The sequence below is a fragment of the Ignavibacterium sp. genome (assembly GCA_032027145.1).
Taxonomy (GTDB): Bacteria; Bacteroidota; Ignavibacteria; order Ignavibacteriales; family Ignavibacteriaceae; genus IGN3.
On the sequence record JAVSMP010000001.1, the window covers coordinates 1,448,356 to 1,472,210 of the forward strand.

The following is a 23,855-nucleotide window of genomic DNA, read 5'->3' on the forward strand; positions in this document are numbered from 1 at the left end:
ATGAATGTAATTGTTTTAGGCTCGGGTTTAATTGGTTGTCCGATGGCGATAGATCTTGCAAATGAAAAATCATTCAACGTTACTGTTGCAGATATAAGTCAGAAGAATCTGGATAAAATTCCCAGGCATCTTCCAATAAAAAAAATCCGCAAGGATTTTTCAGATCCCAAAAATCTAAAGTCATTAATAAAAAATAATGACATTGTATTAAGTGCAGCTCCGGGCTTCATTGGCTTCAGATTGCTCAAAGAAATTATTAAAGCTAAAAAAAATGTTGTAGATATTGCTTTCTTTCCGGAAGATCCGTTTACTCTTGATAAGCTTGCAAAACAAAATGATGTAACAGCAATTGTAGATTGCGGGGTTGCACCGGGCATGAGCAATCTTCTTTCGGGTTATGTCAATTCAATTTTAGATGTTACAGAAACTATTCTGATTTATGTCGGCGGCTTGCCTGTTGTGCGCGAATATCCTTATGAATATAAAGCAGGATTTTCACCAATCGATGTTATCGAAGAATATACTCGACCAGCCAGATATGTTGAAAACGGTAAGCTTGTTGTTCGTCCAGCACTTTCTGATGCAGAGCTGATTTATTTTGATGAAGTCGGAACACTTGAAGCTTTTAACAGTGACGGTTTGCGTACATTGGCTCAAACATTAAATGCTCCCAATATGAAAGAAAAAACCCTTCGCTATCCGGGGCATATTGATAAAATTAAAGTTCTTCGTGAAAGTGGTTTTTTTAATCAGCAGGAAATTGAAGTTAAAGGAGTAAAAATTAAACCTGTTGATTTCACATCAAAACTTTTATTTCCACTTTGGGAATTAAAAGCAGGTGATGAGGAATTTACAGTGATGCGAATTGTTATAGAAGGAGAAAAGGAAACGAAAAAAATCCGCTATATTTATAATCTGCTGGATAGACACGATAAGAAAACAAATGTTCACTCAATGGCGAGAACAACAGGTTACACAGCAACAAGCATCGTAAGGATGTTGGCAAAAGGTCTGTTTGATCAAAAAGGAATTTGTCCGCCAGAATATATCGGACAAAATCACGGTTGTGTTGATTTTATATTGAAAGAATTGAAAAATCGTGGAGTAATCTATAATCAAATAATAGAAAATATTGGTTAATAAAATTGAATCATTCACTTAATAAAACTCCAATAATAAAACTTGCTAATTATCCAACTCCTTTAGATGAAGCCAAACGATTAGCAGTTAAAATTGGTTTATCAAAACTTTTTATTAAACGGGATGATTTAACAGGGCTTGCCGGCGGAGGAAATAAAGCTAGAAAACTCGAATATGATTTTGCAGAAATTGTTAACGGCGGTTATGATGTTGTTCTGACAGCAGGAGGAATTCAATCCAATCACGCAAGAATGACCGCGGCGGCTGCACGTAAACTTGGACTTGATGTTAAACTTATACTTGGCGGAGCAGATTTTGAAATTGCAAAAGGAAACTTCCTTCTTGATGTTTTATGCAATGCGGAAATTAGATATTTAGTTGATGATGATGCAAATACAAGTCTGGAAAGTGAAATGAAAAGATGGTCTGATGAGCTTTTAATTGCTGGCAGAAAACCTTTTGTAATTCCAATTGGCGGCAGTACCGGACTTGGCGCTCTTGGTTATGTTAAAGCTATGGAAGAACTATCTTATCAATGTAAATATAGTAATGTGCAGATTATTTTAGGAGTTGGCTCTTGTGGAACTTTTGCCGGGACGATTTTAGGTACAAAGATTTTTCTTCCTGAAGCAAGAGTTATTGGTGTTAGTGTTTCAAGAACTTCTGAAGCAATCAAAAAAAGAACTGCAGAACTATTACAAGAAAGTGCTGAGTTGATAAATTTTAATTTAGATGATCAAATTTCAATTGAATGTTATGACGAATTTCATGGCGAATATGGAATTATTACTGAAACAGGAAGACAAGCAATTAATGATGCTGCTAATCTTGAAGGAATTTTACTTGATCCGATTTATACAGGTAAAGTGATGGCAGCATTGATTGATCTGACGAAAAAAAATATTATTGATAAAAATATTCCTGTAGTATTTATACATACAGGCGGAATGCCGATTATTTTTTCCTTTGAAAATGATTTAAGTAATACAATAAATTGTAAAAAGATTTATAAATAAGAGTTTAGAATATTTTGTAATCTTTGTTTAATTACCACGACTCTTAAGTCGTGTGCTCTATAAAACTAATTGCTTGGCTCTAGCCAAAATTGTTCTAGTTATTTGGCTGTGAAGCTATTATACTTTTTTCTTTTACCGCTACCTAAAGGTCCTGGCTATTAATAGAAAATAAAAGAATATTTAAAAATGACAAAACAGACCTCTTTAATTATTTTATTTTTCGTTATTACTTTATCATTTTCATTTTCACAAGATGTAAAAGACATAGACAAAGAAAAAGTAAAATCACTGATCATTCAATTCAACGATAAAGATCCCTGGATCAATGGAGTGGCGATCAATGAGCTTGTAAAAATTGGTGAGCCGGCTGTTGATGATTTAATATTGGCTTTGCAGGATAGTAATGAAAATGTTCGTTGGTGTTCTTCAATAGTATTAGAGAAAATTGCACCCAACGGGAAACAATCAATTCCGTTTCTCATTGAAGCATTGAAAGATCAAAATCCGAATATTCGCTGGTGCTCTGCTTTAACTTTATCAAAATATAAGTCTGATGCTTTATATTCAATTTCATCACTACAAAAACTTTTGTTTGATGAGGATTATGATGTAAGATGGGCAGCATATATCGCGCTTTCCAAAATTAATAAGAACTCACTAAACATAATTCCGGATTATTCAGACAAAATAAATATTATCGAAAGATTAACTCCAGAATTAATGAGCAAATTAAATGTTCCAGGAGTGTCAATCTGTATAATTCAAAAAAACAAAATTGCTTATTCAAAATCGTTTGGTGTAGCTGATGTAAATACCGGAAAGCAGGTTGATGAAAATACAATGTTTGAAGCCTGCTCAATGAGTAAACCGGTTTTTGCATTGTTGATTTTATATTTGGTTGAAAAGAGTATTATTGATTTGGATAGACCACTATTCAATTATCTTCCGGAATTATTTGTTAGTGATGACGATGATTATTCAAATCAAATTACAGCCAGAATGATTTTAGCACATACAAGCGGTATGCCTAACTGGAGAAAAGGGGATGAAGAGCGAACTCCGCCGGTCCCTTTGTATTTTAAACCGGGAACAAGATTTAATTATTCAGGTGAAGGGATTTATTATTTACAGCGCGTATTGGAAAAAATTACAAATCAATCTTTAGAAAATTATGCTAAAGAAAATCTATTTGATAAGATAGGATTAAACTCAACAAGTTTTGTGTGGAAAGAAAAATATGATAAGCAAATAGCAACAGGGCACAATGCTGAAGGTAAGTGCAATGAAAGGAAAAGATATCTTCACAGTAATGCTGCTTATACACTTTACACCACATCTGCTGAATACTCAAAGATTATTTTAGAAATATTAAAAACAAATGGTGGTACCGCAGAATATTTTTTAACTAAAAACTTTATTGATGAAATGTTAACACATCAAGTTCGTGTTGATACTCGTGAAGTTATTGATAGACCTGGTAGAAATTTTGGATTATTTGCATATCGCGGTTTGGGTTGGGCAATTGATTCAACAATAACCGGTGACGTGATTTATCATAGCGGAGCTAATCAGACCGGATTCAGATGCTACTCTCAGTTCAGTCCAAAAGATGGAAGCGGAATTGTAATTATGACTAACAGTGAAAATGGAAATGAACTATGGCAAAGAGTAATAAAAGAAATTGGTGACTTGTAAAAAAATATTAAATGAATAAAAAGACTGCTTAACAAATTGTAAATGATTATATCTGTTCTGATCTGTTCAATCAGTTTAATCTGTGTGCTATTTAATTGAAAGATAAAAAATGAAAATTGAAAAAATAGAACTGCATCATATAAAAATGGAACTCGTTTCACCTTTCACAACATCAATGGGAACTGAGTACGATGAAGAACATATTATTGTTCGTGTTGATGGAGAAGGATTAACTGGTTGGGGAGAAAGTGTTGCCGAAGGAACTCCATTTTACTCTTATGAAACGGTTACAACAGCGTGGCATATTCTTCAGGACTTTTTAATCCCATCTATTCTTGGTAAAAATATTTCTGGTATAGATGAAGCAATTAAATCTTATGAAAAAGTACGCGGACACAGAATGGCGAAAGCAGGACTTGAAGCAGCTTTGTGGGATTTGTTCGCTAAATCAAAAAACATTTCCCTTTCAAAAATGTTGGGTGGAGTTAGAGATAAAGTTGATGTTGGTGTAAGCATCGGAATTCAATCTTCAGTTCCTGATCTTATAAAAAAGATTGATGGTTATCTTGCTGAAGGTTATAAAAGAATTAAAATAAAAATCGCTCCAGGAAATGATATTCAATATGTAAAAGCTGTAAGAAAGGAATTCCCGGATATTTTATTTCAGATTGATGCAAACTCTGCTTACGAATTGAAAGATATAGATCTGTTTAAAAAAATGGATGATTACAATTTGCTATTGATCGAACAGCCGCTTGGATATGAAGATATTTATGATCATTCAAAACTTCAGAAAGATCTTAAAACTCCAATTTGTTTGGATGAAAGCATCCATTCGCTTGATGATACACGCGCAGCAATCGAACTTGACAGCTGCAGAGTAATAAATATAAAACCAGGTCGTGTTGGAGGATTTACTGAATCAAAACTTATACACGATTATTGTGCGGATAAAAATATTCCTGTTTGGTGTGGAGGAATGTTAGAAAGTGGAATTGGGCGAGCAGGAAATGTTGCTCTTGCTTCATTGCCTAACTTTACTTTGCCGGGAGATATTTCTGCAAGTAAACGTTATTACAAAGAAGATATTGTTGAACCGGAATTTCTTGTTAATAAAGATGGAACAATGGATGTTTCAACCAAACCTGGAATCGGTGTTGAAGTTAATATGGAAATACTGGAAAAGGTAACGGTTAAGAAAAAAGAAAATATATATTAGCAGAATTATTCGTTTATATGAAGTATTATTTTTTCAATCTTTAATTTAACATCAGGAATATCACGAATAGCAGTATCCCAGATAATATCAAGATCTAATTCATCATACATATGTATTAAGATATTTCTAATAGCCTTCATTTTCTTCCATGGCAATTCAGGATAATTATTTTTTAAGTCTTCGGAGATTCTGTTAGAAGCTTCACCTATAATCTCAATTTTTCTAATTACTGCTTCCTGGAGTATCTCATCAGAATAAAAACTGTCCTTTGTTTTATTGTTAATAAATTTTGCAATGCTATTACAAGCGTTCAGAATATCAATTAAAGATGATTTATCACGAGGTATAGATAACCTTATGATTATTTAAAATCATATTCTTTCTAATATCATTTTTACTTCTTTTGATAGCATTTTTAGAAACAATGTCAACTTCTCTTCCAAATAGTTTTTTAAACTCTTCCTGTATATCAATAATATCAAAAAGACTGATTCCAGATTCAGGAATAAACTCAACTAATAAATCTATATCACTTTTATCGTTAAAATCATCTCGTAAAGCAGAACCGAATAGAGCCAGTTCGTGAATCAAAAAGCGTTTACAGATTTCCCTAAGTTTGTCTTCAGGTATGCTGATGTTGTTTACCGTCATAATAAATTTTTTTGGTTTACTAAAACTTATAAAATGTTTTCATATTACTCTTAACCAAAATATAGTAAAAATATATGTAAAGATGTTGTCTTAGTAATAATTTGCATACAAAAAAATATTTTACTTGAAGGTATTTCATAAAGTAAACAGTGCTGCAAACAAGATATTATTGAACCGGAATTTGTTGTTAATAAAGATGGAACAATGGATGTTTCAACCAAACCTGGAATCGGTGTTGAAGTTAATATGGAAATGCTGGATAAGGTAACGGTTAGGAAAAAGGGATATTAATCTTTATTAATATTGTGTTCTAATTCTTCGGTCAAATTATTTACAAACAATTCAACTTGCTGTTCATTACCAAGCAAATCCTGTAGAGTAATTTTGCTAAGCAGGTTATCAAGAGTTGACTGGACTGTTTTCCATAAAGAGCGGATTGAACAATCAATTGAATGAGTGCAGATATTTTCTACTCCTGCGTGAAGATCACAAAAAGAAGATTCATATAATTTTCCACCAAGTGCAGTTAATACATCTCCAACAAGAATATCGTTTGGAGTGCGTGAAAGTTTGTATCCGCCTGTTTGTCCGCGTGAGCTTTCGACAAATCCTGCAAGCCTGAGCAGGCGCAAAATTTTTCCCACGTTTGCTTCAGATAGTTTTTCCTGTTCACTCAGTTCGGGAATAGTCATTCCTTTTTCAGAATCACTTTTCCCGATCCTAAGTAAAAGTCTTAAACCATATTCTTCTTGTGAACTAAATTTCATTTTCTACTCTTATTATCATTGCGAGGACGAAGAGATGAAGCAATCTATCAAACGGATTCCTTCGCCCGATTAATCTGTACTCGGAATGACTTATTCTTTAAACAAAGGAATTTTTGATCCGCATTGTTTTGCATACATTACTTGAGAAAACTGCTCCGGAGTGATTGATGGACCCTTACCGGAACATTTTTCATTAAACACTCTTTTTACATTAACAGCAATTTGCTCAGCAGTATATCCTTCAATATCATATCTTGGGAAAAAATGAATTAACTCTCCATTCTCAAACAAAGCAATGCTTGGTGATGAAGGTGGAAATCCTTTTATTTGTTCCCTTATATAATCAACTGCATCTCTCTCTTGTCCGGCAAAACTTGTGTAGAGTTTATCAGGAATAACATCGTTCTGTAAAGCAAGAGAGATACCAGGTCTTGCACTTCCTGCTGCACATCCGCAAACAGAATTAATAAAAATCAAAACAGTTTTACCTTCATTATTCTTTATGGCGTTATTAACATCTTCGGGTGTTAATAATTCTTCAAAACCTACAGCAAGTAGTTCATCACGCATCGGCTGAACTGCTTCCTGATCATAGATTGGTGGACGTGAACTTATATTAAACATTTGTGCTCCTTTTTTTAAGTATTATAAAAATTTTATAAAAATCCGATTAGAATTATTTCTACATAAAACCTAATTCAACTTTTGCTACTTCAGACATCATATCTTTATCCCAAGGCGGACTCCAGACTACATCAACCCGTGCATTTGTAACTTCCGGAATAGTTTTTATTTTCTCCTGAACCTCGGGCGGTAGAGAGCCTGCAACCGGACACATCGGTGAAGTCAAAGTCATCTTTATATTTACATTATGGTCATCATCAATTGCTATCTCATAAATCAATCCTAATTCAAAAATATCAACAGGAATCTCAGGATCGTAGCAGGTTTTTAAAGTTTGGATTATTTTTTCTTCTAATTCTTGTTTTGTAATAGTATGCATCATTTATTTCCTTATAATCGTAAAATTATTGTTTCACTGCTCAATCGTTTCATTGCTGTTAACAAAGGAACAGTAAAACAACAGAACAATGAAATTATTCCGTTACCACTTTTTCATTTTTATTGTGCAATGCACTTATCATAGTATGCCATGCAAGTGAAGCACATTTAACTCTTGCCGGAAACTCTCTGACTCCGGCAAAAACAGCTAATTTTCCTAGGTCATCAATATCCGGATTATCACCAAGCTTATCGGTTACCAATTCATGGAATTTTTCAAAAACATTTTCTGCTTCTTCAATAGTTTTACCTTTTAATATAGAAGTCATCAATGAAGCTGATGCTTTTGATATAGCACATCCTGAGCCTTGAAAAGAAATATCTTCAATTATTCCCTCATCATTTACAATCAGGAAAATATTAATATTATCACCACAAAGAGGATTATAACCTTCTGCAAAGTTTGTTGCATGTTCAATTGCTCTAAAATTTCTTGGACTTTTGTTATGATCCAGAATAACTTCTTGATAGAGTTCTCTTAATTCCTGTTCCATTATCCGAAAACCTCTAAAATTTTTGTAAGCCCTCGGACAAGAACATCAACTTCTTCTCTTGTATTATATAAACCAAATGAAGCACGTGAGGTAGCAGGAACATTAAATCTTTTCATCAGTGGCTGAGTGCAATGGTGTCCAGTTCGGATTGCGATACCTTCAAAATCTAAGAATGTACCAACATCGTGCGGATGAACATTTTCTAAATGAAATGATAACACACTGATTTTTTCTTTAGCTGTTCCGATTATTCTTAAACCTTGTAAATCGGAAACGGCATTAGTTGCATAATTAAGCAGTTCATTTTCGTAATGAGCTATATTCTCAAGTCCGATTTTCTGTACATATTCAATTGCGGCGCCCAGCCCGATAGCACCAGCGATATCAGGTGTTCCGGCTTCAAATTTATGAGGCAGTTCATTATATGTAGTTTCTTCAAATGTTACTTTAGAAATCATATCTCCGCCGCCTTGATATGGCGGCATGTTATCTAAATGATTTACCTTACCGTATAAAATTCCGATTCCTGTTGGTCCATAAAGTTTATGCCCTGAAAAAGCAAGGAAATCGCAATCAAGTTCCTGAACATCAATCTTGAGATGATTTACTGCCTGTGCAGCATCAAGCATAACAGGAATATTATATGAGTGTGCAAAATCAATTATTTTTTTTACGGGATTAACAGTTCCGAGTGAATTAGAGGCATAAACAACTGAAACAAATTTTGTCTTTTCACTTATTAACTTTTCATATTCTTCAAAGATAATCTCACCCTCATCATTTATCGGTATGACTTTGAGTTTTGCTTTTTTTTCAGCACACAGCATTTGCCAGGGAACGATATTGGAATGATGTTCCATTGTGGAAATAATTATTTCATCACCTTCTTTTATATTTTTCTTTCCATAAGATGATGCGACAAGATTTATAGACTCAGTAGTTCCGCGAGTATATATTATTTCATTTTTTCCAAGAGCATTAATAAAGTTTTTAACAATTATTCTTGCACTTTCAAATTCTTCAGTAGCTTCCTGGCTTAATGCATGTACACCACGATGAATATTTGCGTTATACTTATTGTAGTAATTATTTGTTTTATCAATTACATAAAGAGGTTTTTGTGTGGTTGCTGCGTTATCCAGATATACTAATGGCTTACCATGTACTTTTGTTTTTAAAATAGGAAAATCATTTCTGATTTTTTCTACATCGTACATTTTATTATTTATATTAAAAACAGCATCAACTTTGATATCCATAACGGACTTTCTATTGATTAAACCTTTTTGTGATTATTTCTTCAAGATAATCTCTTAAAGCAGGAATTTTTATTGATGTGATTACATCACTTGCAAATGCATGTATTAAAATCGCAGTTGCTGATTCTTCACCGATCCCGCGCGATTTAAGATAGAACTTAGCCTCATCATTTAATTTACCAATTGTAGCACCATGAGAGCATTTAACATCATCAGCAAAAATTTCTAATTGAGGTTTTGTATTCATTATCGCTTCATCGGATAAAAGAATTGTGTTGTTTTCCTGAAAAGCATTTGTTTTTTGTGCATCCTGACGAACCATTACTTTTCCGTTAAACACTCCTTTAGCTTTATCCTGCAAAATTCCTTTATAGTGCTCGTAGCTGTTACAATGAGGTTTTGCATGATCAATCATTGTATGAGCATCGAAAAGCTGTTCATTGTTGATCATAAACAAACCATTAAGCATACATTCACCGCCTTCATCATTAAATCGCGCATTAAAATCATTACGGGATATTGCGGCACCAAGTGAGATTAAATGCGAAGCAAAATTACTGCTTCTTTCCTGATCAACTTCCATTCGGGCAATATGAAAAGCTTTACTGCTTTCTTCCTGAAGTTTTGTATGATCAACAACCGCACCTTCATCTGTTACTATTTCCGTTACTGCATTTGTGAAGTAAATATCATCTTCATCTGAAACATAATGTTCAATAATAGTAACCTGAGAATTTTTACCAGCAACAAAAAGATTTCTTGGCTGTGTTATAATTTTTTTATCATCTGCTTTTGTGTAGAAAACAACATGAATTGCCTCTTCAACAACTTTTCCATCGGGCACATAAACAAAAGCACCATCCTTAATAAACGCTGAGCTTAATGTTGTGAAAAAGAAGTCTTCATTTTTTGCGTAACTGCCAAGATGCTTTTTCACAATTGGGTTGTTGTTTTTTAATGCTTCAGCAATACTTTCTACAACAACTCCTTTGGGAATGTCAGTAAGTTTTGATAGTTCCGGCGAGTACGAGCCATTTACAAAAACTAATAAACTGTGCTCAAGTTTATCAAATAAGAATTTTGAAATTACTTTAGGAGATATTTTTGTTTTATTATAATCTGAAAAGAAACTGTGATTTAATAACGAAGTGATATCCGTGTATTTCCATTCCTCATCTTTTAAAGTAGGGAAGTTAAGCTTTTCAAAATTATTGATAGCATTTTTTCTAAGTTGATGGAACTCTGAAGTTTTTTCTCCATTAAGTGATTCTTCAAATTCAGCAAACTGTCTGATGAAGTATTGGTTTATGTCTTTAATTTCTTTCATTATTCTATTTCTGATATTTTTATGTCAATACAAAGCAATAAATGATTACGCATTTATAACTTCTGCCTTATCGTTTTTAATCCAATCGTAACCTTTTTCTTCAAGCTCTAAAGCTAATTCCTTGCCGCCGGATTTCGCAATTTTACCTTGATATAAAACATGAACATAATCAGGGACAATGTAATTCAACAATCTTTGATAATGCGTTACCACAATAGTAGCATTATCTTTTCGTTTTAACTTGTTAACCCCGTTGGCAACAATTCTTAAAGCATCTATATCTAAACCAGAATCAGTTTCATCAAGAACAGCAAGAGTCGGATTTAACACAGCCATTTGAAAAATTTCATTTCTCTTTTTTTCTCCACCCGAAAATCCCTCATTAACTGAGCGGCTTAAAAACTTCTGATCGAGTTCGACAAGCTTGCTTTTTTCTCTAAGCAATGTTAAAAACTCCATTGCATCAAGTTCTTGTTCACCTCTGTATTTGCGAATTTCATTGACGGCTGTTTTTAAAAGATTTGTGTTGCTTACTCCCGGAATTTCAACCGGATACTGGAAGGCAAGGAAAACACCTTCTCTTGCCCTGTCTTCAGGTGAAAGTTCCAAAAGGTTTTTACCATTATATATGATCTCTCCTTGCGTAACTTCAAATTCTTCTCTGCCAGCAAGTACAGAGGCTAAAGTGGATTTACCCGAACCATTCGGTCCCATAATAGCATGGACTTCTCCGGCATTTACTTTTAAGTTAATTCCTTTTAATATTTCGTTTCCTTCAATCCTGGCGTGAAGATTTTTTATTTCTAACAGCATTTTATTTCCTTTTAATTCTCGATTTCTTTTTTAACATAACACTTAGTAAGTAGAAGTGTAACTGACATCCTTAGTCAAGTTATGAGTGACCTTGATATTTATCCAACACTGCCTTCTAAACTAATGCTTAATAATTTCTGTGCTTCAACTGCAAACTCCATTGGGAGTTCTTTAAATACTTCTTTACAATATCCGTTTACGATCAAACTAATTGCATCTTCGGTCGAGATACCTCTTTGGTTAAGATAAAATATCTGATCTTCACCAATTTTTGATGTTGTTGCTTCGTGCTCTACCTGAGCAGTTGGATTTTTAATTTCCAGATACGGAAATGTATGTGCACCGCATTTATCACCGAGCAATAGAGAGTCGCACTGTGAAAAGTTACGTGCATTTTCAGCTTTCCTGGTAATCTTAACTAATCCTCGATAGCTATTCTGACTTCTGCCTGCAGAAATACCTTTTGATACAATTGTGCTTTTAGTATTCTTTCCAATGTGAATCATCTTTGTACCAGTATCAGCCTGCTGCATATTATTTGTAACAGCTACAGAATAGAACTCGCCAACAGAATTATCACCTTGAAGAATACAACTCGGATATTTCCAGGTAATTGCTGAACCGGTTTCAACCTGAGTCCAGCTAATCTTAGAATTAACCCCTCTACAGGCACCACGCTTGGTAACAAAATTATAAATTCCGCCTTTACCATCTTTATCTCCGGGGTACCAGTTTTGCACAGTTGAATATTTTATTGTTGCATTATCAAAAGCCACCAATTCAACTACTGCAGCATGTAACTGATTTTCATCTCTCATCGGAGCAGTACATCCTTCCAGGTAACTAACATAAGCGCCTTCATCAGCAACAATTAATGTTCTTTCAAACTGTCCGGTATTAGCTGCATTAATTCTGAAATAGGTTGATAGTTCCATTGGACATCTTACACCTTTAGGCACATAAGCAAATGAGCCATCACTAAACACGGCAGAGTTTAAAGCTGCATAATAGTTATCAGTAATTGGAACTACACTATTCAAATATTTTTGAATCAGCTCAGGATGTTCTCTGATTGCTTCGGACATTGAACAAAAAATAATTCCTAATTCATTAAGCTTTTCTTTAAATGTTGTAGCAACTGAAACAGAATCAAATACTGCATCAACTGCAACACCAGCTAAAGCTTTTTGTTCTTCTAATGATATTCCTAATTTTTTGTAGGTCTCAAGTAATTCAGGGTCAACTTCATCAAGGCTGTTGTATTTAGGCTGATTTTTAGGTGCTGAATAGTAAGAAATATCCTGATAATCAACTGGTGGAAAAGTAACGTTTGACCATTTTGGTTCTTCCATTGTAAGCCAGTGACGATAAGCTTTTAACCTTCTTTCAGTCATCCATTCAGGTTCATTTTTTTTTGCTGAAAGCTGGCGGATTGTGTCCTCATTCAAACCCTTTGGCAGACTATCAGTTTCAATATCAGTTACAAAGCCAAATTTATACTCTTTATTTGCTAATTCTTCAATTTTTTGAGTTTCTGTTGTGCTCATTTAATCTCCGTTAATGCAAAATATTTAATTATTGCACAGTAAACCTATTTAATCTGTACAAAAAAGTCAAGATTGATATTTTAGATGTGATTTGAAAAAAGACAGTAAAGAGAAGAGCTTAAAATAGATTTTAAATCAAAATAATCAGATTGAAAAGTATTATAAAAAGATGCTGTTTGTTTTTAACAGATTAGTAAACAAAACAGCTGCTTAAAAACTGAGAAAATGATTCAGTTCATTGTTTTTAAAAAATTATTCAGCTAAAAAATGTATTTTCGTAATAGAATTTTCAAAAATAATAACATTAACCACCCCCGTAGCTCAGTGGATAGAGCAGAAGTTTCCTAAACTTTTGGTCGGAGGTTCGATTCCTCTCGGGGGTACAAGCTGCTAACAATATCATAAACAGATTCTAATTTATAAGTTGGTTCAATTTCAAGATTGCCATTCAGATACAATCTTACTCCTGTAGAAACAAGCGCAGTATCAACTCCGAGTTTATTTCCCATTAAAATATCTGTTTCAAGTCTATCGCCCAACAACAAAGTATTTTTAAGATTATTGTTCAGGATATTTCTTATCTCCTGCATCATAAATTCAGAAGGCTTGCCAAAATGCAATTCAAGTTTTTTGTGTGTTCTTTTTTCAAGTGCAGAAATTGTTGAACCTGCATCAAGAACTTCACCGCCTTCAACCGGACAAGTATCATCGATATTTGCCGCAAAAAATCTTGCTCCATTTTCTAATGCTTTAGCAGCAATTTCCAGTTTTTCATAATCAAGTGTTCTATCTAAAGTAACGATTAAGATATCAACTTCATTTGATTTATCGGTGAATACCATTCCGGCGCTAATCAACTCTTTTATAAAGATTTCTTCGCCAATTGCAAAGAATTTTTTTGAAGGAAAATTATTTGTCAGATATTTTTTTAAAACTAATGTTGAATTAATAATTTCATCTTTATCAATATTTAGTCCCCAGCTTTTTAGGAACTGAAAGTACTCTTCAATTGTTCCGGTTGTTTTGTTTGATATGAAAAGTATTTTTTTACCGAGCTGCTTAAGTTTATTTATTGTTTTATCTGCACCGGGGATTATTTCGCTGCCCCGATAAATAGTTCCGTCAAGATCAAAGATGAAAGTATTATATTTTTCAATCATTAGTTTACTTTAAAATTTTTTTGCAAAATAGAATTGATAATCACTTTACAATCCAAGTTCTCTTTTCATTAATTCCAGAGATTGAATTATTGAGTGAGGTTTATAGCCTAATTCACTCTGCGCTTTTATTGTTATTAGCCCTGACTTAAGCGGTCTTCGTGCAGGCTGATTAAGAGCTTCAGTTTGAATTTTTTTGATAAGATGTTTATCCAGATTAAAAAACTCTGCAATTATCATTGTAAAATCGTATCTGGATAAAACTTCGCTTCCGCCTATGTTATAAATTCCCTCTTTACGTAATTCAATAACTTTGTTTATTGCCTGAACCAAATCATCAATAAAAGTTGGATTATTAATCTGGTCATCAACAATTCTTATTTCTTTTCCTGCTCTTACAGATTCTACTACCCATTTTACAAAATCTGAGCGGCTGTGTTTCGCAGTACCATACAGTACATTAGTTCTTAGAATAGTGTTTTTAGTTCCGCTGATTTTTAAAACATTTTCGCTTGCTAATTTAGTTCTGCCGTAATATCCAAGCGGATTTGGAGTATCATTTTCGGTATAAGGACCATTTTTCCCATCAAAAATATAATCGGAAGAAATGTGAATGATATGTGAATCAAGAACTCTTGCGGTTTCGGTTATATACTCAACGCCTTTAACATTAATCTTCCAGGCAGTTTCTCTTTCAGATTCAGACTTATCAACATTTGTATAAGCTGCTGCATTGATGATAAAATCAGGGCAAAAATCATAAATAATTTTTTTCAGCTCATTTCTGTTAGTGATATCTGCCTGAATATAATTCTGGTTTTTAAATACAAAATCACTTTCGATTGATGATGCCAGCAGTTCGACATCTTTAAGTGTGGAATAAAACTCAAATAATCGCTGCCCGAGCATTCCATTAGCGCCAGTTATAATTATTCTTCTCTTTATAAAATCCTTTAAGATCATTAGTACTCAAAACTTAGCTGCAACAAATAACTCCGAATTATAAATCGCCTGTTGTAAGGAAAGGCGAACATCGTTGTTTCTAATATAATTATAAAAGAAAGCTGACCCAAAAACATCGCCGCAGCCAACTGACAGCACCTGCTCTAATTTATTAGCTGCAATAAAAAACGAAACAGCTTCTTCATTATTTTTAATGTAAACTTTTGCCCCATAACTACCTTTGGTAACACATAAAACTTTTACTCCAATATCAAGCAACTTAATAGCAATATCTATTTCAGAATCTAAAGGAAGCAGAGTAAAAACTTCTTTTTGATTGACTTGAACAACATCTAAACACTTAGCCCAATTTTCAAATTCTGGAATTAGTCTGAAGTTTCTTGATTGGTTTTCATCAAGTCCTCTTGATAAAGTGTGAACATCCATAAATATTGTTCCGTAAAATTTCTTGCGGATATCTTTTAGCTGATCAAGAGTAATATCAAAACCTGTAATCATATTTATTAAAATACCATCAAAGCTGTTGTAATCGGATAAGGTGATATTTAAGGGTTGATTTATATTTTCATATTTTTCATTTCTTTCTTTACCTGGCAGATGTTTCAGGTTTACTCTTGAAATCTTTTCAATCTTGTTTAATAAAGAAATGTTTACCTTGTCAAATTCGCTTTCAAAATAATGAAAAGTTTCATCATCAAAGCAAGAACACAAAAATATTTCATCCTCTGTGTTTTTAATTTTATTCAAGGCATAGATGGTATAGAAAATTCCACCAGGGCTTTTTCTTATAGAAAAGCCATCTTCAATAACATCAAATACTGAATGTCCAATAACCAGTAATCTCATTTTTTTGTTCATTTAATAATCAAAGTTACTATTGATTTTAATCAATCTGAATCACAGGTGCAAAACAACTGTCAGTATTTCTTCTAATTTCAATCAAAATCCTATATATTTGAAGTCAATAAACTGAAATATAGAAATGAAAATAGGAATTACCTGTTATCCTACATACGGCGGCAGTGGAGTTATTGCTACAGAGCTTGGTAAAGAACTTGCATTGCGTGGTCATGAGGTTCATTTTATTAGTTATGCTCTTCCATTCCGATTAACAAAATACATTGATAATATATTTTTCCACGAGGTTGATACAACCAGCTATCCATTGTTCGAATTTCCATTTTATGCTCTTTCACTTGCCAGCAAAATGTGTGAAGTAGCTGAGTTTGAAAAACTGGATTTATTACATGTTCATTATGCAATTCCTCATGCCATCTCTGCTTTTTTAGCTAAACAAATTGTTAAGAACAAAAAATTAAAAGTTACTACAACATTGCACGGAACTGATATTACTTTGGTAGGATTAGAACCTTCTTTTTTGCCTTTAGTTAAATTTAGTATTGAGCAGAGTGATGGTGTAACTGCTGTATCGCGGTTTCTTAAAGAAAAAACTCAGACTAATTATTATATAGAAAAAGAAATAGATATAATTCCGAATTTTGTAGATACTGAAATATTTAAAAAAGTATCTATTGATGATTGCTCATTTAGAAAGCGGATTGCACCTCACAATGAAAAGATTTTAGTTCACACTTCCAACTTCAGAGTAGTTAAGCGGGTCAATGATGTTATAAAAATTTTTAATTCAGTACAAAAAGAAATACCATCTAAGTTGTTATTGGTTGGCGATGGACCAGACAGATTTGAATGTGAAAGACTTGTAAGAGAATTAAATCTTACTGATAATGTTAAGTTTCTTGGCAAACAGGATGGTTTGGTTGAAATCTTAAGTTCATCCGATTTATTTTTAATCCCATCACAATCAGAAAGTTTTGGTTTAGCAGCTCTTGAAGCAATGGCTTGTGGTTTACCTGTAATCAGCTCCAGCGTTGGCGGATTGCCTGAGCTTGTTAAACATAATGAATGCGGTTTTATTTCTGAAATTGGAGATACTGATCGAATGGCTAAATACAGTCTTGATCTTCTTACAAACGAAAAGAAATACGAAGTATTCTCACAAAATGCACGCAGCCGGGCTGTTAGTAAGTTTGATAAATCAATTATAGTTCCTATGTATGAGGAACATTACAAAAAAATATTAAGTGTATAAAATGATTATCTATTGTGCCGGTCCGATAAAAGGCAATACAGAATATAGAGACAACTATTCTAAAGTTGTAGAAATTGTCGAATCATTAGGGCATACTGCTCTTTCTGAAATGAGTAAGAAATTTCTTTCTTCCATTCCTCTCAGTCCAAAACAGATTTATGCCAGAGATATGAAATGGCTTGAAGGAAGCAAGTTAATGATTGCAGAGATTTCAGGTCCAAGTCTTGGAGTTGGATTTGAGATTGCGTATTCACTTTTTGTAAAGAAGATAAATGTATTGGCTGTCTATAGCTCTGAGGCACCAAATTTATCTTCGATGATATTAGGCTGCAATAATCCAAAGCTTCTTATAGCCAAATACACTGACTCTGATGATTTGACTAAAGTAATTAATGATTTCATCCTCAAAAACGGAAGTAATTGAACGAAAAAGATTTTATTGACAAGACTGTTATTACAATTCAATCCTACGGTCTTAAAAGATTCCCATCGGATTTTTATGATCCCGCTCATCTTATAAAAATCTCTATCCCGGTTAAAACACTTATGTTAGGAAAAGAATTTTTTGGCACTCATCAAGTGCTAACAACAGATGGTGCTCTGATCTATCAGGCTGAAACATTGAATGAAGCAAGATTTTTTATTTATAGCTCGGTTAACAGAAATGGTATAACCCATTTGCCTGAAGACAAAAACCTGATTGATCAAACAATCAAAGAGTATCATCATTATCTTGATGGTTTGATTTCTATGATAATATCCGAATATAAAAAAGCATTTCCGGGAGGAAAGGATTCATTATCAGTTTCAAATAAGATTTTCCAGAAATTAAATATTATCAGGTACTGATGACTGTTGAAGTTTCTGACAGAATATATAATTACATCTCTGCTCTTTATGGTAGAGAATCTGCCGATAAATATCTTGTCTTTATTAAAAGGGAACCAACACAATATATAAGAGTAAATACTTCCAAAATCAGTAGAGATGAGCTTTCATCTATCCTCGTTAAAAAATATCAGATAAAAACAGAACAAGTAAATAATTTTGAAAATGTTTTAAAAGTATCTGAAGGGCAGGATAGAATCGGGAAAACTATTGAGCATATACTTGGATTTTATTACATACAATCTTTATCATCAATGCTGCCGCCGCTGGTTATTAATCCTGATCATAATGATATTGTTATGGACCTTTGCGGGGCACCGGGTTCAAAATCCACTCAACTGGCTGAACTTATGAATGGCAAAGGAACTTTAATAATAAATGAAGTTGATAATGAAAGGATTAAATCTCTGGTCTTTAATCTGGAAAGGATGATAGTAATTAATGCTTCTGTTATTCATTCTAAAGGTGAAGTATTAAGCAAGATTTATAATAATTATTTTACAAAAGTATTAGTTGATGCACCCTGCAGCGGATTGGGTATTATACAAAAAAAAGGTGAAGTGAATAAGTGGTGGTCACTTGATCATGTTCAAAGATTGCAGCAGCTTCAAATCAGATTACTTGTTTCTGCAATTAAAATGGCAAAAGCAGGTGCTGAAATTGTTTATTCGACTTGTACTTTATCAGTTGAAGAAAATGAAATGGTTATTGATAAAATTCTTGAAAAGTATCCTGTTAAACTCGAACAAGTAAAATTACCAGTACCAACACATCAGGCATTTACTGAATATGATAATTTCAAATTTAATCCTGAATTGAAAAAGGCAGTCAGAGTGCTGCCCTGGGAAATTGATTCTGACGGCTTCTTCCTTGTTAAAATGATAAAGACTGATAAGACAGATACGAATGAGAAGGGAGCACTTCACCAGACTGATTATAAAATTGTTGAAAGTAACCATAGAACAATAAAACCATATTTGGATTATGTAACAGAACATTTTGGAGTAGATAAAAATACGCTGGATAATTATAGATTTATTTTCAGAGGCAAGGATATTTTTTTTGTAACAAAAGACTGGCATGATGAAAATATCGGATTGTTTAATAGAATTGGTTTGAAGTTTGGCACATTGGATAAGAAGGAGCGTATAACTTTTAATTCCCAAGCTGCTCAGATTTTAGAAAAACATATATCTAAGTTTATCTATCACTTAAAAGATGAAGACGAACTTCATAGTTATATAACCGGATGGAAAATAAAGGATGCTGATATTCCGTTAGGGCAGTATGTTGTAAAATATAATAACTGGATGCTTGGAACTGCTGTTATGACAAATGAAGGTTTAAAGAGCAGATTTCCGCGGACAAAAAGAACACAGCGTTTTGATTTCTGATTTATCTCAGATAAATCATTTTTTTTGTTTGACTAAAATTACTCCCAAAATTTAAAGATGCCCCGTCTATTTGCAGTCTGTATAGATAAACTCCCGAACTCAAATTAAACTGGTCAATATTAAAGTTTACCGTATGTAAGCCAGCATTCTGATATTTATTTACTAAAACAGCAACTTCTTTTCCAAGCACATCATATACTTTTAAGCTAACAAATTGTCTGCTTCCTAAAGAATACCGGATGTTTGTTGCCGGGTTAAACGGATTAGGATAATTTTGAAAAAGTATAAAATCGTTTAACAATATTTCTTCATTGTTTATATCAGTAGAGGTAACTGGTGAAATGCTTAGTATTCCTTTATCCGGAATTACATTTAATAAAACCTTTCTGATCGAATTTTCTAATATAGTTGGCAATGTATCTATTTTTGTGTTTTGCTGAACTCTTACATAATGCCAGCTCTCAGGAATCTTTACATAAGCAGTTAAAGGATAATTATAAATTTCATTATCAAGATTATCGGTAACATTGATTTCAATTAATTGACTGTTAGATGTTAATATCTGATATTCGGCTGCTTCGCGCTGTTTTATATATCGGGTAATATTTCCGACAGTTTCAACCCATATTTCTTTGTTTAATGATTTTACTTCCAGCCAATCGCATAACCATCCGAGCCATTCATTTGTTACCGGTTCATAAATTCCGTTATTAATTAAAGATTGTAATTCATTGAATGGAACAACATCATGAATTATTATCATTCCCCATTGCTTTTTTGTAACAGCATTACCAAACCAATTAATAAAAGAATATAATTCATCCAGATCGTCATCAACAAAATTTCTTGGCATACTGAACTCAACAACTTTTGCTTTTAAACTAAACCAATCATTTCCGAAAAGAACTGAGTCGTTTGCAGTCTGCCCGAGTGTTCTGCCATTTTCATAAAATAATTTTGCAGCAGAATCAACTAAAGAGTTGTGCAGTGTATAAGGGTAATTAAGTGAAATACATTTTTGGAAAGGAATTTTCTGTTCAATAAATACTTTTGATTGATACAATTCATATAATAAGGTTCCAGGAGAATTAATATTTCCCCAATCAAGATTTGGAAGTGTATCATGATTCATTGTATGAGAACCAACTTCATGTCCATCGGCGGCAATCATCTGAAAATCACTCCAACGTCCGTATCTCCAGATTAACGGCTGATTATCTTCTGCAAGATAAGGCGGTAACACATAAAACGTGCCCTTAAAACCATATTGGTTTAACAACGGTCTCACATTAGTGCTATGGGTTAGCAAACCATCATCAAATGTTAAACTGAAAGCAGCTTTTTTGTCATCAGCATAGTTAGAAAAGGTTAATGCTCCATAACCTTGTGAATATATTATTCTGGATACGGCGAAGAAAAGTATTATTAAATATCTGATCATCTTAAAATAAATTTTACATGTAAAGATACATCTTAATAAAACATTTTACCCAGCTGAATGTATTATTCAGATAATATTATATTTGCTCGTGATTATTCACAAATACTTCTTTAAATATTTTCCGGTCCACGAATTGATATTTTCTGCGATCTCTTCAGGTGTTCCGGCAGCAACAACTTCTCCGCCTTTATCTCCGGCTTCGGGACCAAGGTCAATTACATAATCAGCGCATTTAATTACATCAAGGTTATGTTCAATTATTACAACAGAATTATTTCTTTCTAAAAGTAAATTAAAACAATTAAGCAGTTTGGAAATATCATGAAAATGCAGACCCGTTGTTGGCTCATCGAAGATAAAAAGTAAATGTCTTCTATCTCTTTGTGCAGTTAAGTAAGATGCTAATTTAATTCTTTGAGCTTCGCCGCCTGATAGTGTATTTGAAGGCTGACCAAGTTTTATATAATTTAATCCTACATCTGCAAGCATTTGCAATAGTCTTGTAATTTTTTCCTGTCCTTCAAAAAAAGTCAAAGCTTCATCTACAGTCATATCCAGTACATCAACAAGATTTTTTCCTTTATAAGTAATCTCTCTTATTTCTTTCTTATATCTTGTTCCGTTACAATCATCACATTCAAGATACAGATCAGCTAAAAACTGCATCTCAACTTTTATATAGCCGTCACCCTGGCAAGTTTCGCATCTTCCGCCGGGAACATTAAAAGAAAAATAACCGGGTTTATATCCTCTTGCTTTTGCCTGATGAGTTGATGCAAATAATTCTCTGATTAATTCAAATGCTTTAATATAGCTGATAGGATTAGATCTTGGAGATTTGCCAATCGGAGACTGATCAACAATAACAACATCATCAATGTATTCGCCGCCTTTTATTTCATCATACTTTCCTACAAAAGACGGAGCGTTACCAAGATATTTTGCAAGCCCTGCATAAAAAATATCATGTATTAGCGTACTCTTGCCCGAACCACTTACTCCGGTTATCACAACAAATTTGTTTAAAGGGATTTCAACATTAATATTTTTAAGATTGTTTTCTTTTGCCCCGATTATTTTAACAGATTTAGTTTTCTTCTCATTTCTTTTTTCAGGTAGCGGTATTGAAAGTTCTCCGGCTAAATATTTACCGGTAATGGAATTTTTATCTTGAATAATTTCGTTGTAATTACCAATTGCAACTATTTCACCACCCTCAATTCCAGCTTTAGGACCCATATCAAAAATAAGATCAGCTTCTTTCATCATTTCAGCATCGTGTTCAACTACCAGAATAGAATTACCAATATCTCTCAAATCCTTCAATATTTTAATCAGTTTAGAATTATCCCTGGGATGTAAACCAATACTCGGCTCATCCAAAACATACAATGTTCCAACAAGAGCAGAGCCGAGAGAAGTTGCAAGATTAATGCGTTGGGATTCACCACCCGAAAGAGTATTACTGTAACGGTCAAGTGTAAGGTATCCAATGCCTACATTATTAAGAAATGTAAGTCTTTTAATAATTTCACTCAAAATTCTTTCAGCAACTTTAAGATCGTAATCCGAGAGTTTTAGATTATTAAAAAATTCAAGTGATTTTTCAATCGGCATCTGAACAACTTCGTGAATAGACTTATTATCAATTTTTACCTGAAGTGCTTCTCGTCTTAACCGGGATCCTTTGCATGCAGGGCATAATGTATAACCGCGGTATCTGCTTAACATAACCCTTACATGAAGTTTATAAGTTTTTCTTTCAAGTTCTTCAAAGAAGTGATCAAGTCCTTTATATTTTCCAAATCCTTTTCGAATCATGAAAAGCTGTTCCTCGGTTAATTGCTTATAAGGAATATGAATCGGAAATTTATAATCGCGTGCACATTGAATTAAATCTCTTAAATATGAACTATACTTAGCACCTTTATAAGGTGCGATAGCTCCATCAGCAATAGTAAGATTAGGATTTGGAATTACCAGATTCATATCAATGCCGATAACTTTACTGAATCCCTGGCAAACCGGACAAGCACCAAATGGATTATTAAATGAAAAAAATCTCGGCTCAGGTTCTTCGTATCTTACACCGCAGCATTCATAAAACTTATTGAACTCCTGTTGTTCACCGGTATCAGCATTAATGATTACAATTCTGTCTTTTCCTTCTTTAAAAGTAACTTCTATTGAATCAGATAATCTTTCTCTAACCTCGCCTTTAGTAATTTTAAAACGATCAACAACAACTTTAATATCTTTCTTATTCTTTGGCAGCTTCGCCTGGTCTTCATTAAGATCTACAAATGTATTATTAAAGAAAACTCTGAAAAAACCCCGCTTCTTTAACAATTCAATTTCATCCTTTACAGAGCTTCCTTCGAGTCCATTAATAGGAAAAGCTAGATAAAACCTTGTACCATCCTGCTGTTGTTCGAGCCACTCTGCAACAGTTCCTGTAGTAGCTTTCTTTACTTCTTTGCCGCAATGAAAGCAGATAGTTTTTCCAATTCTTGCGAACAATAATCTGAGATAATCATAAACTTCAGTTGTAGTTCCGACAGTTGATCTTGAATTACGTGATCCGGTTTTTTGTTCAATTGCAACTGCAGGTGATATCCCCTGAATAAAATCTACATCTGGTTTATTCATTCTTTCGAGAAACTGTCTTGCATAGGATGAAAGACTTTCAACATATCTTCTTTGTCCTTCTGCATAAATAGTATCAAATACCAATGATGATTTTCCGCTTCCGCTTACTCCGGTAAAAACCACAAGTTTATTCCTTGGAATCTCGAAAGAAAGATTCTTTAAATTGTGCTCGCGTGCACCTTTAACAATTATTTTCTTTTCTTTTACTGATTTAGAGTTTGGCATAATGATTTGGTTAAGACGCAGGAGTTACTGTTATTATT

General features: G+C 33.3%; 23 protein-coding genes and 1 tRNA gene. 10 read left to right on the top strand and 14 right to left on the bottom strand.

Annotated features, from left to right (window positions below):
- The 4 genes from ROY99_05910 to menC all read left to right on the top strand — a co-directional run bounded on the left by ROY99_05910 (position 1) and on the right by menC (position 5,070).
- Positions 1-1,140 carry a saccharopine dehydrogenase C-terminal domain-containing protein gene (locus tag ROY99_05910; GenBank protein ID MDT3695910.1) on the top strand — a complete coding sequence of 380 codons (1,140 nt, stop codon included), beginning with the start codon at positions 1-3 and terminating at the stop codon, positions 1,138-1,140.
- Positions 1,141-1,145: 5 nt separating this feature from the next.
- Positions 1,146-2,156, top strand: a complete 1,011-nt coding sequence (locus ROY99_05915) for a D-cysteine desulfhydrase family protein (protein MDT3695911.1) — start codon at positions 1,146-1,148, stop codon at positions 2,154-2,156.
- 186 nt (positions 2,157-2,342) lie between these two features.
- Positions 2,343-3,851, top strand: coding sequence for a serine hydrolase (locus tag ROY99_05920; protein ID MDT3695912.1), 1,509 nt, complete (start codon positions 2,343-2,345; stop codon positions 3,849-3,851).
- A gap of 109 nt (positions 3,852-3,960) precedes the next feature.
- The gene (gene menC / locus ROY99_05925; GenBank protein MDT3695913.1) at positions 3,961-5,070 is read left to right on the top strand and encodes an o-succinylbenzoate synthase; all 1,110 of its coding nucleotides are present in this window, start codon (positions 3,961-3,963) and stop codon (positions 5,068-5,070) included.
- 5 nt (positions 5,071-5,075) lie between these two features.
- Here the strand turns inward: menC and ROY99_05930 are convergent, their stop codons facing one another.
- From ROY99_05930 to sufB, 10 genes are all read right to left on the bottom strand, one after another.
- The gene (locus tag ROY99_05930; GenBank protein MDT3695914.1) at positions 5,076-5,435 is read right to left on the bottom strand and encodes a DUF86 domain-containing protein; all 360 of its coding nucleotides are present in this window, start codon (positions 5,433-5,435) and stop codon (positions 5,076-5,078) included.
- Positions 5,407-5,721 (bottom strand): nucleotidyltransferase domain-containing protein, encoded by a 315-nt coding sequence (locus ROY99_05935; GenBank protein MDT3695915.1) that lies wholly within the window; start codon positions 5,719-5,721, stop codon positions 5,407-5,409. Before ROY99_05935 ends, ROY99_05930 begins: the two co-directional genes overlap by 29 nt.
- Positions 5,722-6,008: 287 nt before the next feature.
- Positions 6,009-6,488, bottom strand: a complete 480-nt coding sequence (locus tag ROY99_05940) for an Rrf2 family transcriptional regulator (GenBank protein MDT3695916.1) — start codon at positions 6,486-6,488, stop codon at positions 6,009-6,011.
- Positions 6,489-6,578: 90 nt separating this feature from the next.
- Entirely contained in the window at positions 6,579-7,112 is a 534-nt protein-coding gene (locus ROY99_05945) for a BrxA/BrxB family bacilliredoxin (GenBank protein MDT3695917.1), read from the bottom strand.
- A gap of 58 nt (positions 7,113-7,170) precedes the next feature.
- Entirely contained in the window at positions 7,171-7,494 is a 324-nt protein-coding gene (locus ROY99_05950) for an iron-sulfur cluster assembly protein (protein ID MDT3695918.1), read from the bottom strand.
- Between the two features lie 91 nt (positions 7,495-7,585).
- Positions 7,586-8,044 (bottom strand): SUF system NifU family Fe-S cluster assembly protein, encoded by a 459-nt coding sequence (locus ROY99_05955; GenBank protein ID MDT3695919.1) that lies wholly within the window; start codon positions 8,042-8,044, stop codon positions 7,586-7,588.
- Positions 8,044-9,261: a cysteine desulfurase gene (locus ROY99_05960; GenBank protein MDT3695920.1), complete on the bottom strand. Its 1,218-nt coding sequence runs from the start codon at positions 9,259-9,261 to the stop codon at positions 8,044-8,046. The genes ROY99_05955 and ROY99_05960 overlap by 1 nt, the downstream gene beginning before the upstream one ends.
- Before the next feature lie 52 nt (positions 9,262-9,313).
- Positions 9,314-10,630 (bottom strand): Fe-S cluster assembly protein SufD, encoded by a 1,317-nt coding sequence (gene sufD, locus ROY99_05965; protein ID MDT3695921.1) that lies wholly within the window; start codon positions 10,628-10,630, stop codon positions 9,314-9,316.
- A gap of 45 nt (positions 10,631-10,675) precedes the next feature.
- The gene (gene sufC / locus ROY99_05970) at positions 10,676-11,443 is read right to left on the bottom strand and encodes a Fe-S cluster assembly ATPase SufC (protein ID MDT3695922.1); all 768 of its coding nucleotides are present in this window, start codon (positions 11,441-11,443) and stop codon (positions 10,676-10,678) included.
- Between the two features lie 98 nt (positions 11,444-11,541).
- Entirely contained in the window at positions 11,542-12,990 is a 1,449-nt protein-coding gene (gene sufB / locus ROY99_05975; GenBank protein ID MDT3695923.1) for a Fe-S cluster assembly protein SufB, read from the bottom strand.
- 310 nt (positions 12,991-13,300) lie between these two features.
- Between sufB and ROY99_05980 the strand changes: the two genes are divergently transcribed.
- Together ROY99_05980 and ROY99_05985 are read left to right on the top strand one after the other, a co-directional pair.
- A tRNA-Arg gene (locus tag ROY99_05980) sits at positions 13,301-13,373 on the top strand.
- A gap of 58 nt (positions 13,374-13,431) precedes the next feature.
- Positions 13,432-13,767 carry a hypothetical protein gene (locus ROY99_05985; GenBank protein ID MDT3695924.1) on the top strand — a complete coding sequence of 112 codons (336 nt, stop codon included), beginning with the start codon at positions 13,432-13,434 and terminating at the stop codon, positions 13,765-13,767.
- Positions 13,768-14,195: 428 nt separating this feature from the next.
- Here ROY99_05985 and rfbD read toward each other — a convergent pair whose 3' ends face one another.
- Both rfbD and ROY99_05995 read right to left on the bottom strand, forming a co-directional pair.
- Positions 14,196-15,110, bottom strand: coding sequence for a dTDP-4-dehydrorhamnose reductase (gene rfbD / locus ROY99_05990; GenBank protein MDT3695925.1), 915 nt, complete (start codon positions 15,108-15,110; stop codon positions 14,196-14,198).
- Positions 15,111-15,116: 6 nt separating this feature from the next.
- A complete protein-coding gene (locus ROY99_05995; GenBank protein MDT3695926.1) occupies positions 15,117-15,968 on the bottom strand; it encodes a PfkB family carbohydrate kinase in 852 nt (283 codons plus the stop codon).
- A gap of 124 nt (positions 15,969-16,092) precedes the next feature.
- Between ROY99_05995 and bshA the strand changes: the two genes are divergently transcribed.
- From bshA to ROY99_06015, 4 genes are read left to right on the top strand one after another with little or no spacing between them, the layout of a single operon-like run.
- Complete coding sequence (gene bshA / locus ROY99_06000; protein ID MDT3695927.1) at positions 16,093-17,220, top strand: N-acetyl-alpha-D-glucosaminyl L-malate synthase BshA; 1,128 nt, start codon at positions 16,093-16,095, stop codon at positions 17,218-17,220.
- A gap of 1 nt (position 17,221) precedes the next feature.
- Positions 17,222-17,644: a nucleoside 2-deoxyribosyltransferase gene (locus ROY99_06005; protein ID MDT3695928.1), complete on the top strand. Its 423-nt coding sequence runs from the start codon at positions 17,222-17,224 to the stop codon at positions 17,642-17,644.
- A complete protein-coding gene (locus tag ROY99_06010) occupies positions 17,641-18,069 on the top strand; it encodes a hypothetical protein (protein ID MDT3695929.1) in 429 nt (142 codons plus the stop codon). Before ROY99_06005 ends, ROY99_06010 begins: the two co-directional genes overlap by 4 nt.
- Positions 18,069-19,502, top strand: coding sequence for an RsmB/NOP family class I SAM-dependent RNA methyltransferase (locus tag ROY99_06015; protein ID MDT3695930.1), 1,434 nt, complete (start codon positions 18,069-18,071; stop codon positions 19,500-19,502). The genes ROY99_06010 and ROY99_06015 overlap by 1 nt, the downstream gene beginning before the upstream one ends.
- Position 19,503: 1 nt before the next feature.
- Here ROY99_06015 and ROY99_06020 read toward each other — a convergent pair whose 3' ends face one another.
- Positions 19,504-20,943, bottom strand: a complete 1,440-nt coding sequence (locus ROY99_06020) for a polysaccharide deacetylase family protein (GenBank protein ID MDT3695931.1) — start codon at positions 20,941-20,943, stop codon at positions 19,504-19,506.
- 96 nt (positions 20,944-21,039) lie between these two features.
- Positions 21,040-23,817, bottom strand: coding sequence for an excinuclease ABC subunit UvrA (gene uvrA / locus ROY99_06025; protein ID MDT3695932.1), 2,778 nt, complete (start codon positions 23,815-23,817; stop codon positions 21,040-21,042).
- Between the last annotated feature and the right edge of the window lie 38 nt (positions 23,818-23,855).